This window comes from Venatorbacter sp. C2-1, assembly GCF_022832715.1.
GTDB lineage: Bacteria > Pseudomonadota > Gammaproteobacteria > Pseudomonadales > Oceanobacteraceae > Venatoribacter > Venatoribacter alkanivorans.
On the sequence record NZ_CP094879.1, the window covers coordinates 234,124 to 251,445 of the forward strand.

General features: G+C 50.1%; 16 protein-coding genes. 5 read left to right on the forward strand and 11 right to left on the reverse strand.

What is annotated here, in order from left to right:
* Positions 1-89 precede the first annotated feature (89 nt).
* From MT343_RS00990 to MT343_RS01000, 3 genes are all read right to left on the reverse strand, one after another.
* Positions 90-1,172 (reverse strand): DKNYY domain-containing protein, encoded by a 1,083-nt coding sequence (locus tag MT343_RS00990; RefSeq protein ID WP_145466968.1) that lies wholly within the window; start codon positions 1,170-1,172, stop codon positions 90-92.
* A gap of 261 nt (positions 1,173-1,433) precedes the next feature.
* A complete protein-coding gene (locus MT343_RS00995) occupies positions 1,434-3,116 on the reverse strand; it encodes an amidase (protein WP_145466966.1) in 1,683 nt (560 codons plus the stop codon).
* 661 nt (positions 3,117-3,777) lie between these two features.
* Positions 3,778-5,700: a carboxypeptidase-like regulatory domain-containing protein gene (locus MT343_RS01000; protein ID WP_145466964.1), complete on the reverse strand. Its 1,923-nt coding sequence runs from the start codon at positions 5,698-5,700 to the stop codon at positions 3,778-3,780.
* 612 nt (positions 5,701-6,312) lie between these two features.
* On the opposite strand from MT343_RS01000, the gene MT343_RS01005 reads away from it, so the two are divergent.
* A complete protein-coding gene (locus tag MT343_RS01005) occupies positions 6,313-7,983 on the forward strand; it encodes a long-chain-fatty-acid--CoA ligase (protein ID WP_145466962.1) in 1,671 nt (556 codons plus the stop codon).
* Positions 7,984-8,034: 51 nt separating this feature from the next.
* Here MT343_RS01005 and MT343_RS01010 read toward each other — a convergent pair whose 3' ends face one another.
* The 8 genes from MT343_RS01010 to hisI form a co-directional block, all read right to left on the reverse strand.
* The gene (locus tag MT343_RS01010; RefSeq protein WP_145466960.1) at positions 8,035-8,688 is read right to left on the reverse strand and encodes a cohesin domain-containing protein; all 654 of its coding nucleotides are present in this window, start codon (positions 8,686-8,688) and stop codon (positions 8,035-8,037) included.
* Positions 8,689-8,738: 50 nt separating this feature from the next.
* Positions 8,739-11,342 (reverse strand): dockerin type I domain-containing protein, encoded by a 2,604-nt coding sequence (locus tag MT343_RS01015; protein ID WP_145466958.1) that lies wholly within the window; start codon positions 11,340-11,342, stop codon positions 8,739-8,741.
* A 162-nt stretch (positions 11,343-11,504) separates the two neighbouring features.
* On the reverse strand, positions 11,505-12,254 hold the full coding sequence (gene tatC / locus MT343_RS01020; RefSeq protein WP_145466956.1) for a twin-arginine translocase subunit TatC: 750 nt from the start codon (positions 12,252-12,254) through the stop codon (positions 11,505-11,507).
* A complete protein-coding gene (gene tatB / locus MT343_RS01025; protein WP_145466954.1) occupies positions 12,251-12,634 on the reverse strand; it encodes a Sec-independent protein translocase protein TatB in 384 nt (127 codons plus the stop codon). The genes tatC and tatB overlap by 4 nt, the downstream gene beginning before the upstream one ends.
* Positions 12,634-12,894 (reverse strand): Sec-independent protein translocase subunit TatA, encoded by a 261-nt coding sequence (tatA, locus tag MT343_RS01030; RefSeq protein ID WP_145466952.1) that lies wholly within the window; start codon positions 12,892-12,894, stop codon positions 12,634-12,636. Before tatA ends, tatB begins: the two co-directional genes overlap by 1 nt.
* Before the next feature lie 35 nt (positions 12,895-12,929).
* Positions 12,930-13,262: a histidine triad nucleotide-binding protein gene (locus tag MT343_RS01035; protein WP_145466950.1), complete on the reverse strand. Its 333-nt coding sequence runs from the start codon at positions 13,260-13,262 to the stop codon at positions 12,930-12,932.
* A gap of 33 nt (positions 13,263-13,295) precedes the next feature.
* A complete protein-coding gene (locus MT343_RS01040) occupies positions 13,296-13,628 on the reverse strand; it encodes a phosphoribosyl-ATP diphosphatase (protein WP_145466948.1) in 333 nt (110 codons plus the stop codon).
* 27 nt (positions 13,629-13,655) lie between these two features.
* Complete coding sequence (hisI, locus tag MT343_RS01045; protein ID WP_145466946.1) at positions 13,656-14,036, reverse strand: phosphoribosyl-AMP cyclohydrolase; 381 nt, start codon at positions 14,034-14,036, stop codon at positions 13,656-13,658.
* Positions 14,037-14,355: 319 nt separating this feature from the next.
* On the opposite strand from hisI, the gene MT343_RS01050 reads away from it, so the two are divergent.
* From MT343_RS01050 to MT343_RS01065, 4 genes are all read left to right on the forward strand, one after another.
* Positions 14,356-15,555, forward strand: a complete 1,200-nt coding sequence (locus MT343_RS01050) for an amine dehydrogenase large subunit (RefSeq protein ID WP_145466944.1) — start codon at positions 14,356-14,358, stop codon at positions 15,553-15,555.
* On the forward strand, positions 15,548-16,093 hold the full coding sequence (locus tag MT343_RS01055; RefSeq protein ID WP_186435795.1) for a MauE/DoxX family redox-associated membrane protein: 546 nt from the start codon (positions 15,548-15,550) through the stop codon (positions 16,091-16,093). The genes MT343_RS01050 and MT343_RS01055 overlap by 8 nt, the downstream gene beginning before the upstream one ends.
* A gap of 9 nt (positions 16,094-16,102) precedes the next feature.
* On the forward strand, positions 16,103-16,690 hold the full coding sequence (gene mauD, locus MT343_RS01060; protein WP_145466940.1) for a methylamine dehydrogenase accessory protein MauD: 588 nt from the start codon (positions 16,103-16,105) through the stop codon (positions 16,688-16,690).
* Positions 16,691-16,766: 76 nt separating this feature from the next.
* Positions 16,767-17,321 carry a methylamine dehydrogenase light chain gene (locus MT343_RS01065; RefSeq protein ID WP_145466938.1) on the forward strand — a complete coding sequence of 185 codons (555 nt, stop codon included), beginning with the start codon at positions 16,767-16,769 and terminating at the stop codon, positions 17,319-17,321.
* Position 17,322: the final 1 nt, after the last annotated feature.

Sequence of the window (17,322 nt, forward strand, 5' to 3'; positions counted from 1 at the left end):
CGGAGATTGAAATCCGGGGACTGAAATCCGGGTTCTGAAACCCGGAAAATAAAAAGGGCAGCTAAGGCTGCCCTTTTTTATTCAGCGCATTATTGCGCGGCTTTTTCGGCGAGTTGTTTTACAACCTTGCCGTTCATATACAACGCATAGCGGTCACGGGCTTCGGACTGAGTTTCGTCATCCCAGTCGGTGACCACAAAGCTGTCGTAATCGACATCGTGCAGTATCTGCGTCGGCTCGTAGCTCTCGCGGTGATAAATATGTCTGGCGTCTTTCAGATAGCCGCGATTCAGAACTTCCATGGTTTGCGGATCGGCTCCGGCAATCGGTGCTGAACGCTCACCGATCAGGTCGTAGACGGCGGCACGGTCACGGGCGTAGCCATCGGTATCGGGTAACAGCACAAAGCTTGGCGCATCGGCCATCGGCAAAATAATTTTTTCCAGGTAATAAATGTGCTGGCGGTCTTTGGCCAGAAACGGCGTAATAATACTGATTTCATCCGGGTTCACTTCGCCAATGCGCTCAGCATCGTAATACAGCGTGGTGCCGGAAAGGGCATAGGCGGACGGGCTGCCCCAGGCATCCGGCACCCGTTTGAACTGTGCCGGATCAGCACCGGGAATGGCCTTGCCGCCGAGGTAAATCTTTTGGTTATCGACCCAGTATTCCTCGTCACTGTCCAGCGGCCGGAAGGAGGCAGCGTCGGCATCTGCCAGCAGTTCTCCGCGGAAATACACCTGCTTATTATCGCGGGCATAACCTTGGGAATAATAATTGTTGCCCAGCACTTCAAAGGTTTCGCTGTTGGCTGCGGCGACAGGACGGGCGTTGTAATACACCTGATTATTGACGTTGGAATAACCACTGCTGGCGATGCCGTTTAAGGCATTTTTCAGCAGCGAGCCATAGCCGAACACACTCAGTGCCAGCACGATAATGACGGTGGCGCCCAGGGTCAGGGTACGGCCGGAAATTCCGAACAGCTCGGCACCGAATATCCAGTACAGCGCGCACAACGGAATGGGGTAACAAAGGAAGATCATCATGCCGATGATATGTTCGCGGTTATTTTCTGAACCCGGTGCATCAAATGCCATCGGCGACATCATCATGACCATTGGCCAGAACAGCAGCATCATGGTGGTTATGATCTGAAAGATTAAAAGCATCGGAATATCCTTTCCGTAAGAGTGGCAAGGTTGTCAGCCGGCCGCATGCCGGAGCAAAAAAGCATCATACAAAAAATGATCAGCCGCGGCTGCCCGTTTTTCTGTAAAAAATGGATACCGTCGCGGAGAGATATCTGCGTTAAATGTTATCAGCAGCATAAAGGTCTTGCGGAAAGTTGCAGAATGATTCATTGCAGGTTTTGGCGAAGTAAAAAATAACGCCGGAGTACCGGCGTTATTTACGGTTAATGCGGTGGGCTATTAAAGAAGGCTGCCTTTAACCAGTTCCGGAGTATTCACCGGTGGGCGGCGCGGATTAACGTTTTGCTGATAGCTGTATGCCAGTTTGATCAGCGTTGTTTCATCAAACTCACGGGCCAGCATCTCCATGCCAATTGGCATCGCAGGTTCACCATCGGTCATACCGGCAGGCATGCTTAATGCCGGGAACAGAGAGAATGGGCTCAGACGATTATTAGTCCCTGCGCTGGGCGAACTGCCGAGCTCTCCTGCCAGGCCTGTCAGCGAAGGGTACAGCAGAACATCAAAAGGCTCACCGAGGCTTTTACCGTCAGCATCTTCATTATTCAGTGCCCGCAATAAACGCTCACGCACATACACCGGACGCTCAATGGTATTTTTATCGTAGATTTCCTGCTGCTCTTCAGTAAGGTTATCCAGATTGTATTCGCCACGGGCAATCAGTGAGTTGCGGTAGAAAGACTGGTAACCGTTGCTGTCAATCAATTCCTGATAAGACTGAATATGTCCGTCCATACCATTAGTCCAGCTGTTCAGATAGCTGACCAGATCGCGCTTGAATTCATAACTCGACATTGAACGATAGCTGGTCAGAATCGAATTAAGATCAGCAATGCTGACTTCTTCGACAGTGGCACCGGCAGCTTCCATTGCGGCGATTGCCTGATCCATCATGGCAACAACGGTTTCATTGCTGCCGAATAATGTCCGGTCAATTGCGATACGTGCACCCTTTAAGCCATCCGCCTGCAGATAACTTTTATAACTGGCCGGGATTTTTGTGATTTCTTTATACTCTTCTGCTGTGGCAATAGCCGGAGCATCGATTTTGAAATCATTACGCTGATTAGCGTGGGATGATGGATCAAAGCCAACCATTGCGTCGAGCATAACGGCACAGTCTTCTACCGTTCGGCACATCGGACCGCCGGTATCCTGCCAGGATGCCAGAGGCATAATTCCATCCTGACTGACCAGGCGCATAGATGGACGAATACCAACCAGACCGCCAAGACTCGATGGAACCCGGATTGAGCCGCCGGTATCGCTGCCAGTACCGATCAATGCCAGGCTGGCTGCAATCGCAGTACCTGTTCCACTGGAGGAACCGCCTGCGCCTTTACTCTGGTCATAGGCATTTTTTACCAGTCCGCGCATTGAGCTGCTGCCAGTGTAGCCAAATGCAAATTCATCCATATTGGCTTTGCCCAGAATAATGGCTCCTTCTTCACGCATTTTGCGAATAACGTAAGCATCATTTAAAGGGCGGTTGTACTGGAATGCTGTTGCGCCGCCAGTGGTCGGCATATCTTTGGTGTTGAAGTTATCTTTTGGTAATACCGGTACGCAATACAGGGAGCCATCAATGCCGGTCTCGGCGAAATGCGCATCTTTTTCCTGTGCTTCTTCCAGAGCATATGGGTTGATAGCAACAACGCTGTTTAATTCCAAATCACTGCCAGTATCATCATAAGCTTTTATGCGGTCGATATACCCCTGAATAATTTCTTCACAAGTTGCACCACCCGTTTTCAGCGAGATGTGCAAACTATCGATGGTTGCTTCTGAAAATGAAAATGGAACAGGTTTAACAGAACTGCTGTTGTTATCCGAACCACCACAGCCTGCCAATAGCAGTGATACTGACAAGGTTGCCCCTGCAAGAGCTTTTAGCTGGAACATGAATATGTCTCCGTAAATTAAATGGAAGTATCCCTTCAATCAGTGCGGGCTGATTTTTATTCCGCGATCCATTAATTGTTCGGTTAATCAATTAGCGTGCCAGCGTAAAATCCGGGTTTTTTTACCCGAGTTAATAAGAAAGGTAATAAGTTGGTATAAATAAGATGGATTTTGATTTCTTTTAGTGCACTGGTGTTGATGTTTATGTTTTTTATGACCGATAAAGGAGCGTAATTATGTTTTTTGTTATTTAAGTTCATGGGTTCTGATTTTTGGATCAGACTGTTTCTCTCATGGTTCTTATTGATCGGTTTAATTCTTAATCAGATTTTGTGCGGCTTTCAGAGGGGAGGACGAAGGGATTTTATGAGCAGTTTTTTGTCGTTTTACAGAGTTAACAAAGTTTTGATGTAAGCATTTCTGTGGATATCTTTCAGGCAGTACCAATCTGTGCGTTATTTCCGAACGGCCAATGGCCCCGGATGCTCATAATAGTGCGTGCAAAAAAATCATCATGGTATTTCAGCGCAATCTGATGCTCTGTGCTTTTCAGATGGTCAGAACCGGAGCCAATCACTGACACTCCGGGGGTGTTTATAATCGATATAAAAAAGGGCAGCGGATGCTGCCCTTTTTTATTCCCTGCTTTGTTCTATGGCTGTCAGAGATCGACAGACAACTCTGCCGGAATGTCATTCACAACCGGGTAATACAGATCGTATCGCAGCTCTGTACTGGTCTGATCGTCAATGGATACCTGAAAGGCGAGCAGCACAAAACCGCTATCTGGTGCAGTAATACTTGCTGCCAGTTCGATAGTGTCATTCTGTTCTACCTGCTGAGTAGCAAGAACAGTCTGACTGCCATCACTGTTTACCTGGATCAGTTTCAGGGTGGCCGCCGTGCCGTAGGTGTATTCTCCACCAATATTGATTTCCTGAATCTCTCCGGCGATAACCGGTGTCTGACTTATTGGTGAAAATGTCGGCTGCAGATACGTTTCGCGTTCAAGATAGCGCGGGAAGGTACCTGCTTCGCGTTTGATGCTGATGTCATCAACCAGCCAGCCGCGGAAGCCGTTATACAGTTCGTCCTGGGTATTAAAGCGGAAGCGCAGTTTGATTTGCTCGCCGGCCAGATCTGAGATATCAATCGGCTCCTGCCATAACCACGCTGGCGCCTTGTTATAGCCGCGGTTGGAGTAGGGCAGCGGTGCACGGTCCTGATCATCCAGACCCACCGGATCTGACAACGGATTCAGACGGGCAATGGGGGTCCATTGAATATCATCGGTGCTGTATTCAATGGTCATCAGATCAAAGCCATTTTCATTCGGGTTAACCGCTTCAATTTCCCACCAGGTACGGAAGGTAAGAGACAGTGGGCCGGTTTCAGCGCTCAGATCAATATCGGGTGAAACAATTGCACCACCGTTCGGCGTTAACGATGTCCCTCCGTCGAGTTCCTCTTGTGGTTCTTCCGGCTCACCGAGGAAATTCCCCTGAGTGACACCTCCGGATACGGCCTGGCCATACCAGCAGGCGCGGTTGCTCAGTGGGTCTGGGACTTTACCGGCAGAAGTATCATCCGGAGCAAGGAGTACCAGATCGTTGGTCAGCGCCTGATTTATGATGTTAAGACCGGCATTGTGGCTGTGCCAGAGATTCTGCAGTTCTTCATCTGCTTCTTCTACCGGGGTTTCTTCTGCATTCAGTGTAGCCAGTGGCCCCGGCCCTTCTCCAGCACCGGTATAAGATTGCGAAACGCTGACGGTCATCCAGCTACCACAGGCCGCTTCGCTGACGGGCTGCTCAAAATTTTCACTGTAAAGAGCATCACTGTTGCCAGTGGCTGCCTGCAATGAAAAATTCAGACCGCTGAGGGCAGATATCTGAGTCAGATCCAGAGGAATTACCCGTGTGCCATAGCCATCGCGGCTGATACGGATGGTGGCCGTTTTTATAGCTAACAATTTGCTCAGCGATACGTTAACGATCAGTACGAAGTGGCCGTCGTTATCGGTGGTCGCTGTGGCAATGGCACCGTTGGTCGCCGCGCCGCCGGAAATCTCAATCTGAGCATTATTCAGCGGACCATCGGCATCAAAAATAATACCGCTAAGAGAAGCGAAGAATCCCTGGCCTTCGAGGCTTTCGGCGCCGTTGTCAGTGATGACCAGAGGGGCCGCTACAGTGCTGCTGCCGGAGGCATTTTCTGCACGGATTTCCAGTGTCGTGGTTACTGTGACACCGGAGATGGTAATGGTCAGGGTATAACTTCCCGGAGCGAGATCAGGGAAGGTGATATGACCGTTGCTGTCTGCCGTCAGTTGTACACTGTTGCTGGCGAGAACTGCGGCTACCGCGATGCCGGCAGTGTTTTTCGGGCTGATGGTTACCTGGGCCTCTGAAAGAGGCTTGCCGCTGGCATCCAGCAGAGACAATTGGCTCAGATTCTGGGTGACAGGAGTGTAATTGCCGGGTGGAGTACCGTTGTCACCACCTCCTGAATTGCCTGAACTACCCGAACCGCCGCCGCAAGCTGCCAGAAGGCCAGCCAGTATAAGAATGGAATAAGCTTTCATAGGGTAACCCTCCTTTGGTTAACGCGCTGAATCCTATCAGGCAGGAGGGAAAAATTCACAGACCCGAAGGTTTGTCTTACCAGACGTTTACTGTTTTTTTATCGCAGGTTTATGTCGTCGGCCACGGATAAAAACAAATGGCTCAATTTGCCCGGAGCGGTGAAAAGTGCCTAGGGCCTGTTAACACTAATTAAACAGGCCTGTTATCGGCTAAAAATTCCTCAGGCAAGGCGCTGGGAGTGTGGGATGTTCAGCACATCCCTGTGCTTCACCCCTTCGGGGTTGGCACGCCAATCTGTTCCAGACAGATTGGTAACGGGTTCAGCGAGCGAACAGCAACGCAGGATGAGGGATTTTTAGCCATAACCCTTCGGGCTGAGGCCAGTTTTCCCCATTAACGTCGTCGTTCGTTATTCATTTAACCCGTTAATATCCCTCCTCACTCCTTGTTCTGAGAAAAACTGGCTCTCAGCAGGCTCGATTCAATTAGTGTTAACAGACCCTAGCATCTCATTCTATGGGAGGAGACACGCTAACAAAGCGGCCTTTGCCTCTGGCTAACAGGCGCTAAGGCTTTTAAGCTGGAGCAAACAACTCGCCATGGAACGCATTATGACACTCACTGCTTCTTCTGCTTTGGCCCATGCCGGCCAGATGATGACTCAGCCACTGATTATTTCAGACCTGCTGGAATACGCTGCTGCGCATCATGGTACGCGTGAAATTATCAGCCGCCGGCTGGAAGGTGATATCCACCGCTATACCTACCGCGATGCGTTAAAACGCAGCAAGCAGCTGGCCAATGCATTGCTGGCTTTGGGAGTTCAGCCCGGTGACCGGGTGGCGACACTGGCCTGGAACGGCTACCGCCATTTTGAATGTTATTACGCGATCTCCGGTATCGGTGCCATCTGCCATACCGTCAATCCACGGCTTTATACCGAGCAGGTGGAATACATTATTAATCATGCCGAAGACTGCTATGTCTTTCTGGATGCCTGCTTCGCAAAATTACTGGAACCGGTGGCGGATAAATTAACCTCGGTCAAAGGCTTTATCTTTATGATCGACGCCGACCAGATGCCGCAAACCAACCTGCCAAATGCCATTAATTATGAAGATTTAATGACAACATACAGCAGCGAACTGGTATGGCCGCGGTTTCCGCAGGATACCGCCTCCGGCCTGTGTTACACCTCGGGCACTACCGGCAACCCTAAAGGCGTGTTGTATTCCCATGCCTCCACTGTGCTGCATGCCTATGCCAGCCGTAATCCGGATGCACTGAATGTTTCTGCCGATTCGGTGGTGATGCCGGTTGTTCCTATGTACCACGTCTGCGCCTGGGGTATGCCTTATATTGCTCCGATGAGTGGTGCGACGCTGGTGCTGCCCGGTGATGGTATGGATGGCCAGAGTCTGCATGAATTAATCGAGCTGGCCGAAGTGGATTTAATGCTGGGCGTACCAACGGTTTGGCTGGGTCTGATCGATTATTTAAAACGAAATAATAAACGCATGGACTCGGTTAAAACCGTCGGCGTTGGCGGTTCGGCCTCACCAAAATCGTTGGTGGAAACGCTGGATAAAGAATACGGCGTGTATTTATTACCAATCTGGGGCATGACTGAAACCTCACCACTGGCGACACTCGGCGCACCAACCAAAGCGATGCAGAAAATGAGCGACGATGAACGCTATCGCCTGCAGACCACTGCCGGCCGGCCAATGTTTGGTATCGAGCTGGAAATCTTTGGAGAGGATGATCAGCCGCTGCCACACGACGGAACGTCACGCGGCTATCTGCGTGTGCGTGGCCCCTGGGTATTAACGGCGTATTATAAAAATGAAAAACCGGATTCGTTCTTTATCGATGTGGATGGTAAGCAGTGGTTCGATACCGGTGATATTGCCGTGATTGATGAAAACAGTTATCTGCAGATTGTTGACCGCGCCAAAGATGTGGTGAAGTCCGGCGGTGAGTGGATTTCCAGTATCGATCTGGAAAACGCGGCAGTAGGGCACCCGGACGTAAAAGAAGCCTGTGTGATTGGCGTGCGTCATCAGAAGTGGGATGAGCGGCCGTTGCTGTTTATTGTAAAAAGTGAAGAAAGCGATATCGATAAACAGGATATCTATAACTATCTGGAAAGCCGTGTTGCCAAGTGGTGGCTACCGGATGACATTCTGTTTGTTGAGGAGCTGCCGCACACGGCCACGGGCAAGCTGCAGAAACGTACGCTGCGTGATGAGTATATTGATTATCTGGTGGAGAAGGCCTGAGGATATCCCTCATTTTGAATAAATAAAAAGCCCGGCAGTTGCCGGGCTTTTTTATACTGCAGGACGTTTTACTTTCTGACGCCAATACATAAAGAATACGATGTTGATCAACAGCAGAAATGCAAAAACTCCGCCGAGAATATATATCAGATTATTATCTCTGCCAGAAGCAGAATAGTCGGGTATGGCCAGCGCGGGTATGGATACTTTGCCTGAAGTTGTTGCAGCGCTCCGAGCTGGTTCAACGAGTACAGGTTGCGGTAATTCTGCGCTGATCAGACGGCCTTCTTTGGTCCCAAACTCCAGTTGCTTAACCTGAACAATACCTGGCTTGGTATTCTTAAACGCAATTGTGGCAAGGATGCCAGAGCCGCTGACTGCAGGTGCCGGATTAAGCAGGCTGAGAGCAAGGCGAATGCTGTGCTTTCGAGTATCAACGCTGTTGCTGACCTCAAAGGCGGACGTACCGAACAGACTCCCGCTTTGGATCTGTATCCCTGATTTTCCGGAATCCAGATCAACGACCTCAAGCGCGGCTGTATCGTAGTCGAGAATCAGGTCGACACCATAGATATTATCCAGTGCAGTTGCTTCCAGAATCAGCCAGCGAATGCCTTCCTTGTCCTGAGTTGAAAAACTCAGGACCGGAGTTCCGGCAGAGGATGTGCTGGCTATCAATGTGAAAATTAAAAGAAGAATTCGCATGAAATATTCCAGATAATTATGAAGCAGGCGGGGTTTCCCCCGCCTGAATTTTATTGCGGGTTACACTGAACAGAGCCGAAGTGGCTGGCAAGAATAGCCAGATCCTGAACATTGATTACACTGTCTTTATTCAGATCTGCTTTCTGATCGTACAACTCATCACCATTGGCAGAGCCATACTTTCCGGCAAGGTAGGTGAAATCTGCGATATTGATTTCACCATCATCGTTGATATCACCGGCAAAGAGAGTTATCTGGCCAACATCAATATTCGCACCTTCGGAAATACTGTGATTCATGCAGCTTTGAACATAGTTGTCAGCATTGAAAGCGATGGTAAAGTCGCCGTCGCGCAGTTCGTCAAAACTGAAGTTTCCTGCACTATCAACGCCGGTGGTAACCGTCCGGCCATTGATGGTTACCGATACGGTAATGTCTTCAGGATTGACCCCAACCGGAATTTCAATGCTGCCACTGAATCCGCCATTACCACCGTGAATGCCATCATCGATAGTGATCGTCGCATTCTGGACTGTCACCGGAATCAGATTACCTGAAGCGTCTGATAAGGCTGCTGAACAAACAACATTCGCGGTTGTTGTTGTCATGTCCGCAAACAGATCCGCGCTAAGCAGCGTTCCGTTTTCTTCCAGCTCTGCATTCCCGGTATGTGTAATAGCCCCGGACATGTTCTGGCTTCCCCAATTGAGAGGCAGAGTCAGACGATTTTCACCGCCCCAGTCACCATAGTTGCTACCAGTAATATTCAGAGCGGTGGTATCTACAGAGCAGGATACTTCGGTGGCGTAGGCCTGGCCCTGAATGCCGATGGTTAGTGAGGAATAGGCATTCAGATAAGGATCTATTGTTGAGTTTTCAGGGGTTACCGTAATTATGACTCCTTCAGCCTGAGTAAGACCTGTGGTGTATATGCCATTGAAAGAGGAAAACCCGCCAGTCGAGTCCGCGGTGAAACCAAGCAGTGGTTGCAGGAATATCCCTTGCTTCACCGGACCAAAGGGCAGGGTGTTGAGTATGATATTTGATGTCAGGCTCTGAAATTCAACCAGAGAAGTATTTTCAGGCAGACCTGCGCCAGCCAGATCCTGAGGCATATCAGGATAATTCAGAAATAATTCCGGATACAATGATTTGGCTCTTTCTGTCGATTCCAGAATGTAAGTTCTGTAAGGCGAATCCAACAGTACATCAAGGATTAAACGGCTGACAGATTCAGCTATTTCACTATTATTCGATGTGCGGGTGATGACAATATATGATGCGCCAAATTTTTCATATTCAAAAAGACGGGTAGCGTATTCATATGTTCCATGTGTTGACTTTGCTGGAAAGAAACTCTGCGTGCTGGTTATAAATGACTCTGTTCCTGATGCACAGGAAAGATAATGCGTGTTATCGCTGATAAAGTGTTCGTACTCAGGTGTTAACTGCGTAAGAATGAGATTCTGAAATTCAGCATCAGTAATGCCAGACGGAAACAGCTCCTGAATATCCATTTCAATGATCAGCTCTTCATATCTTGCAGGCTTATCCGGATAGCTTGACAGGAATTCACTAACAGAATCTGACTCCGTGGAATATTTTTGAAGAAACTCTTCAAATGTCATATCTGAGTTTCTGAAATCCTGCCGTGTACACCGGTAGAATCCATCAGATCTTTTCATGTAGAGAACGTTATCTATAGATTCTATGATGTCACCGTCAATTGGTGTGCCATTCTCAGGAATATAAGAGGCGTCTAAGGCGATTTCTGATACAGCGCCGTTCTCATAAAAGAAATACCGTCTTCTATCATTTTTGTCATCAACAGCAATGATTGGACTTTCACCATCAGTAATCAACAGATTGCTGTAAGATGTATCAACCTCGTCTTTCAGCAGAGAGACGCTAGGCTTTCCAGGTGCGCTAATCATAAGTTCCATATGAGAACCATCGGTATCAGAATATCTTTTTCTGAGCAGTGCATATCCCGAACGGTTCATTGGAAATTTGTATGTGGGAGTTAGAACTCCACTTTCAATATCTTCTATATACTCTGAATTGCCAAGATCGGAGCAGAGTTGAAGATTTGCTTGGAAGGATAATTGGATGTTCCATTTTGAAAAATCGCAATGATATATATTCCCTGTACCGAAACGGTCATGATCAGCAATCAAGGCGTAGTTACCAGCAGCCCCTACAGCAGTATAGCCAGTGATATTCTCGTATAGGTATTGCCCCCCTCTGGACTTCATCCGCAGCATTTCTATCAGAGAGTCTGCGATCCCGATAAACTCGCTTGCCGTTGTTTGAGTAGTTATTCCCAGGTGTTCAAAACGATCGGGGTTTTCTGGCATATTTGGATAATTTTCCAGAAGCCCTTCTTGATATCCATTGGGCCATGGCAGTATCTCTGCGAGAATACTGTCACTTGTAGCTATCAGAGAGCTGGTGTCTGGATCGGTAACAGTATCGATAAGACTTAGGTAGATTGGATTAGAACTGCCGAGCTGATTGGATACTATTGCAATGCCAGAGTCAGTTCGACCTACATATTGTGATGGGTGGCTTTCATAAGCAATCATGTCGAAGTTCGCAGCTTGAGTTATTGAACTCGCAGCAATGATTGATGTGATGAGAAGTATTTTTTTCATTGTTATTATCCATATAAACAGGACTGGTGATGCTAATTATGTACTCCTGTACCAGTCAAACGCTTCATCTTCACTTAGTGCATAAGTATGAGATCTGTTTATTTCACATAATAGAAAGCCCGGCAGTTGCCGGGCTTTTTATGCTCGATAAAGTCAGGAAAATCAGCTCTCCTGAATCTCTTCTTCGCTATCTTCCTGCGGCTTTTTAATCAGCCTTGAGGCCAGTACACCGGCTTCAAACAGCAGCCACATCGGTACGGCCAGAATGGTCTGGGAGATAACATCCGGTGGCGTAACCAGCATGCCGACAACAAAGCAGCCAACAAAAATATAAGGGCGCTTTTCTGTCAGGGCGGCAACGGTGGTTATACCGCTGAGTACCATCAGAAAGGTCGCAATCGGAATTTCAAAGGCAATGCCAAAAGCAAAAAAGATTTTAAGAATAAAATCGAGAATATTGCTGATGTCCGGCATAAAGGAAATACCTTCTGGTCCGGCGGCGGTAAAGAAGCCGAATGCCAGCGGCAGCACCACAAAGTAGGCAAAGGCGATGCCGGTATAAAACAGGACAACGCTGGAGACCAGCAACGGAATACCGAATTTCTTTTCGTGCTGATACAGACCCGGAGATATAAAACTCCATACCTGATGCAGCAGAAAAGGCACTGCCAGCAGTACCGCCAGAACCAATGTCAGTTTAAACGGTACCAGAAAAGGCGAGGCTACACCGGTGGCGATCATATTGCCGCTGTCGGGCAGCAATACTGACAGTGGTTTTACCAGAATCAGGTACAGGTCGTTGGCAAAGTAGAACATGCCAAGGAACAGCACCAATACCACCAGTACCGATTTCAGCAAACGGTTTCGCAGTTCGATCAGGTGGGCAATCAGGGGTTGTTCATGATCGGTCATGATGACGCATCGGTATTATCAGTTTTTGAATTGGCAGCAGGCTGCTGCGGACCTTGCTGCTGCGGAGCCCGTGCCAAAGAGGCTTTGTTTTCCGCGGCTTTATTTTCTGCTGTTTGCTCTGCGTCCGGCTTGGGCTGAATGCTGTTAGCCGATGGCGAATCGTCATCGAGAAACGTGGCATAAGGGTCTTTCAGCTTTTCGCGTAATTCTTCGGTGCGGACCTGGCGCTCAAGATCATCCTGGATATTGCTCATGGTGCGGCGCATACGGCCAAGAAACAGACCCACTGTGCGGGCTGCTTTTGGCAGACGTTCCGGGCCGAGCACCAGCAGGCCCAGAATGGCTACCACCATTAATTCCAGAAAACCGATATCGAACATCAGATTTTATCTTGGTCTTTGTTGGTGCTTTTGAATTCGGCGTCTTTGGCTGCGCCTTCTTTATGCTCCAGTGTTTTTGCCGGCTCTTTACTGTCGTCTTCATCGGCTTTTGCACTGCTGTCGTCATTCACAGCTTTTTTAAAGCTCTTGATTGCTCCGCCCAGGTCGCCACCCAGGTTGCGCAGTTTTTTGGTACCGAAAATCATAATGACGATGGCCAGAACGATTAATAATTGCCAGATACTGATTCCGCCGAGCATAGGAAAATCCTCTTATTCTTAATTTAAAAATTACATCAGAAACCGGGCAGCTGATCGCCGCCCAGTATATGAAAGTGCATATGGAAAACTTCCTGCCCACCTTCTTTACCGGTATTGGTAATGGTGCGGAAGCCAGTCAGGTTTTGTGTACGGGCAATAGCCGGCAGGCTGAGCATTAAATGGCTCATCAGGCTGGCATCAGCCTCGCTCAGATCATTCAGGTTAACGATATGGCGCTTGGGAATGACCAGCAGGTGGGTGTCTGCTTTAGGCGCAATATCGTGAAACGCCAGCAGGTGCTCATCTTCATAAACGACATTGGCCGGAATCTTTCCGGCGACAATCTGGCAAAACAGACAGTCCGGCATACTCAATCTCTCAGTTCTCTGGTCTGTACCGGTTTACTTGGGCGTACGTGACGCCTTTTCTTCCAGGCCGGACATATTAAAGCGTCGTGCCAGTTCGTTAACCACGGCTTCCGGGCGCTCACCCAGCTTGGCCAGTGCCACCAGGGTGTGGAACCACAGGTCGGCGGTTTCGTAGATAACATCGCTGTTATCGCCACTGGTCTCGGCGTCTTTGGCGGCCAGAATGGTTTCGGTGGCTTCTTCGCCAACCTTCTCCAGAATCTTGTTCAGGCCCTTGTGATACAGGCTGGCCACATAGGATGAATCGGCGGCCGCGCTCTTACGTTCTTCAAGGATATCGCCGAGGGCGGAAAGTATATCGCTCATAGCTGTTTCAGTTTCGTTAAGTAGCAATCAATAAATGTCTTTCGGATCTTTCAGCACCGGATCAACGCTGACCCATTCGCCATCCTGATAGACCCGGTAGAAGCAGCTTTCGCGGCCGGTGTGACAGGCGATACCGCCAATCTGTTCCACCTGCAGGGTGATGACATCGGCGTCACAGTCGAGGCGCACTTCGTGCAGCTGCTGCACATGGCCGGAAGACTCGCCTTTACGCCACAGTTGCTGGCGCGAGCGGGAATAGTAGATGGCGCGGTTTTCCTGCACCGTCAGCGCCAGTGCTTCCCGGTTCATCCAGGCCATCATCAGGATACGGCCGGTCTTATAATCCTGCGCAATGGCCGGCACCAGACCATCGGCGTCCCACTTTACGGCATCAAGCCAGTTACTCATAACATCCCCCGCGTTCAGAGGTCGCAGGATACCCCATGCCCGGGGTTTCGGGTAGGGCTTCGCCGCCTGTGGATACAGGTGAAGAAGGCAGCAAACAAGACGCACCAGAACAACGCCGGCGTTATTGTCCGGCGCGCCTTTATAGTGCTGACGGTTTTATCGTTAATAGCGGGCACTAACAGTACGTAACAATTCTGATCAAATTGTCAGTATTGGCCTCTTTAGGTACCCCATCAGAGGTAGGTTTGGCCTGTTAACTCAGGCATTGGCATGGGCGCTGCTCTTCACTCCTGCAGACTCACAACAAGAGCTGCAAACCATGACGTTAACCAAGCAAAAAAGTAAAACCAGAAACCTGTCCCGCCGCGTATTCACTCCGGCACCGCTGGCGGCCTGTATCGCAACCCTGCTGTTGTCGGCGGTGATGCCGGCGGCGCAGGCAGAGCCCTTTAAGCCGGAAGTTTTTACGGTCGAGAAAACCATTCAGCCCGGGCCGAATGTGTTTATGAACGAAGCCGCCTGGGGGGGCGCCAGCCAGATTCACGTCTTCGCTCAGGATGACCTGCACTATAAAGGTTCGATGCCGGCGGGGATTACCTCGCAGATGAAAGTCTCGAAAGACGGCAAAACCGTTTACGTACTGTCCGACTTTGCCAAACGCATTACCTATGGTCCGGTGGAAAGTGTGGTGCAGGTGTATGACGTAGACACCCTGAGCCGTAAGAAAGAAATCATCGTGCCTAACAAAGCCGTAAAAGCCATCGGCATGACCCAGCTGCTGGAATTAAGTGCCGATGAAAAACTGCTGTATGTGCAGAATGCCACACCGGCGACCTCGGTTTCGGTCATTGATATTGCCGCCGGCGAAGTGATTACTGAAGTGCCGACCCCGGGATGTTACGGCGTTTATCCGGCACTGAAAGGCTCCAGCTTCAGTACGCCTTGTGGTACCGGACAGCTGAAAACCTTCACCCTGAAGGGTAAAGAATACAGTGTTGAAGCATCGGGCAAATTATTCGATGTGGATGCCGACCCGATATATATCCACAGCGAACGCCGTAAAAACGGTGAGCTGATCCTGACCACCTTCGGCGGTGCCCTGTACCTCGCCGATGACAGTGGCAAAACCGTAAAAATCAAAGAAAAACTGCAGGTTAATGCCGGCATCGAAGGCGACTGGGCTCCGGGTGGTTATGCCATCACGGCTTACAGCAGCACGCTGGATATGGTGTTTATGCTGATGCATTCAGGCGCTTATGACGGCAGTCATAAAAACGGCTCTGAAGAAATCTGGGCTTACAGTCTGAAGAAGAAAAAACTCATCAGCCGTTCTCCGGCACCGCATATGGTGGCACTGAGTGTGACTGAGGGCAAAACCCCGGTGCTGTTCGGTTCCAATGAAGAAGATGAAACCATCGACAAGTACGTACTGAGCGGCGATGGCGACTTTATGTTTGAGAAGGCGGCGGCCGACGAAAAAGCCGGTTGGACCACCTCGCTGGCGGTGTCTCATGACTGAATTACTGCCACTGGCGAGCCTCACGCTACTGGTCTTTACCCTGCTGGTATTCCTGCGCGCAGCACTGCACAAAGCACTGGATTTCCTCGAATTCCAGGGCTTTGTCGCCGACTACGAACTGCTGCCGGAAGCTTTGGTTAAGCCCGCTGCTGTTGCCTTGCTGGCCCTCGAAGGCGCGCTGGTGCTGATGCTGTTATTCAGCGCCAGCCGTGCTGCCGGACTGGTGCTGGCGGCGCTGTTGCTCGGGGGATATGCCATCGCTATGGGCATCAATATCCGTCGCGGTCATACCCGCATCGAATGTGGCTGTGGCGGTACTCCGCAACTGCTGAGCAAAACCCTGTTGCTGCGTAATGCGCTGCTGATGGTCTTCGCTCTGCTGCCATTGCTCGGTCTGCCGGAGGCACTGCAGAGCGCCGAAATCGTGGTGGCCATCGCTGCTGCTGTCTTTATGTGGCTCGCCTTCCTGTTATTTGAGCAGGTGAACGCCAACCTGCTGGCCATCCGTGAAATGGCCAACTCACTGAAACGAATTTAAGAGGTCGTTATGACTGCTTTGTATTTTGCTGTCGCATTTTTATTTGTTGCCGTAATGGCGCTGGCCCTCGCATTTTTTGTGCTGGCCCGCCAGATCGGCGTGTTGTTTGAACGTATCGCGCCGATGGGGGCGCTGATGAATGACTCCGGGCCGAAAGTCGGTGATTTAACCCCTGCCTTTACCCTTAACAGCCTGACCGGTGGTGCCGTGCATATTGGCCGCGATAAAGAAAAAGCCATGCTGGTGTTTTTCCTGTCGCCGACCTGTCCGGTATGTAAAAAACTGCTGCCGATTCTGCGCTCGGTAAAAGCCAGTGAAAAAGACTGGCTGGATGTGGTGCTGGCTTCCGATGGCGAAGAAGAAAAACACCAGCGCTTTATTCAGCATGTGGGTCTGCAGGAATTTCCGTACGTACTGTCGACCGAACTGGGGCTGGGCTACCGCGTATCGCGCCTGCCGTTTGCGGTGCTGATGGATAAGCAGGGCGTGATCCGCTCGAAAGGTCTGATCAACAGCCGCGAGCAGCTTGAGAGTCTGTTTAATGCCATGGAAATGGGTGTTGGCTCGGTACAGAGTTTTCTTGAGCAGCATTCCTGAACAAGCCACTCCTGAGCACACAACTCCTGAGCATCACTCAGTAGGCAACGATTTTTAGGCAACAAGAGATATCACTATGAAACGATTTTTCGACAGCGTATTAACCGGCCTGGATAAAGGCACCGAACATTTAACCCGCAAAGTCGCACAGCGTAGCAGCCGCCGCAGTTTTTTAAGCCGCGCCGGGATGCTGATGCTGGGCAGCGCCATGCTGCCGGTTCTGCCCTTTGACCGTAATGCCGGCAAAGCCTGGGCCGGAGAAGCGGAAGACGAAGCCCCGGCCGATCCGAATGATCCGACCGCCTGTGAATACTGGCGCTACTGCGCGCTGGACGGCAATCTGTGCAACGACTGTGGCGGCACATTAACCAGCTGTCCGCCGGGCTCGGAAGCGTCCAAGGTGTCCTGGGTCGGCACCTGCCGTAATCCGAACGACGATAAAGACTATCTGGTGTCGTACAACGACTGCTGCGGCAAAGTGGAGTGCAACGGCACCTTCTGCTTTACCAGCGAGCGGGAGCGTCCGGGTTACCGTATGGGTCTGCATAACGACATTAACTGGTGTATGGCCAACGCGTCGCAGGGTTATCACTGCACCGTTGCTGTGCTGGTTGGTATGGCAGACGCCTGAA

Excerpts from the sequence above, each read along its gene's own strand:
- tatB (WP_145466954.1), bottom strand. The coding sequence starts at position 12,634 with ATGTTCGATATCGGTTTTCTGGAATTAATGGTGGTAGCCATTCTGGGC.
- mauD (WP_145466940.1), top strand. The coding sequence starts at position 16,103 with ATGACTGCTTTGTATTTTGCTGTCGCATTTTTATTTGTTGCCGTAATG.
- MT343_RS00990 (WP_145466968.1), bottom strand. The coding sequence starts at position 1,172 with ATGCTTTTAATCTTTCAGATCATAACCACCATGATGCTGCTGTTCTGG.
- MT343_RS01010 (WP_145466960.1), bottom strand. The coding sequence starts at position 8,688 with ATGCGAATTCTTCTTTTAATTTTCACATTGATAGCCAGCACATCCTCT.
- hisI (WP_145466946.1), bottom strand. The coding sequence starts at position 14,036 with ATGAGTAACTGGCTTGATGCCGTAAAGTGGGACGCCGATGGTCTGGTG.
- MT343_RS01050 (WP_145466944.1), top strand. The coding sequence starts at position 14,356 with ATGACGTTAACCAAGCAAAAAAGTAAAACCAGAAACCTGTCCCGCCGC.
- tatC (WP_145466956.1), bottom strand. The coding sequence starts at position 12,254 with ATGACCGATCATGAACAACCCCTGATTGCCCACCTGATCGAACTGCGA.
- tatA (WP_145466952.1), bottom strand. The coding sequence starts at position 12,894 with ATGCTCGGCGGAATCAGTATCTGGCAATTATTAATCGTTCTGGCCATC.
- MT343_RS01005 (WP_145466962.1), top strand. The coding sequence starts at position 6,313 with ATGACACTCACTGCTTCTTCTGCTTTGGCCCATGCCGGCCAGATGATG.
- MT343_RS01055 (WP_186435795.1), top strand. The coding sequence starts at position 15,548 with ATGACTGAATTACTGCCACTGGCGAGCCTCACGCTACTGGTCTTTACC.
- MT343_RS00995 (WP_145466966.1), bottom strand. The coding sequence starts at position 3,116 with ATGTTCCAGCTAAAAGCTCTTGCAGGGGCAACCTTGTCAGTATCACTG.
- MT343_RS01065 (WP_145466938.1), top strand. The coding sequence starts at position 16,767 with ATGAAACGATTTTTCGACAGCGTATTAACCGGCCTGGATAAAGGCACC.
- MT343_RS01035 (WP_145466950.1), bottom strand. The coding sequence starts at position 13,262 with ATGCCGGACTGTCTGTTTTGCCAGATTGTCGCCGGAAAGATTCCGGCC.
- MT343_RS01000 (WP_145466964.1), bottom strand. The coding sequence starts at position 5,700 with ATGAAAGCTTATTCCATTCTTATACTGGCTGGCCTTCTGGCAGCTTGC.
- MT343_RS01015 (WP_145466958.1), bottom strand. The coding sequence starts at position 11,342 with ATGAAAAAAATACTTCTCATCACATCAATCATTGCTGCGAGTTCAATA.
- MT343_RS01040 (WP_145466948.1), bottom strand. The coding sequence starts at position 13,628 with ATGAGCGATATACTTTCCGCCCTCGGCGATATCCTTGAAGAACGTAAG.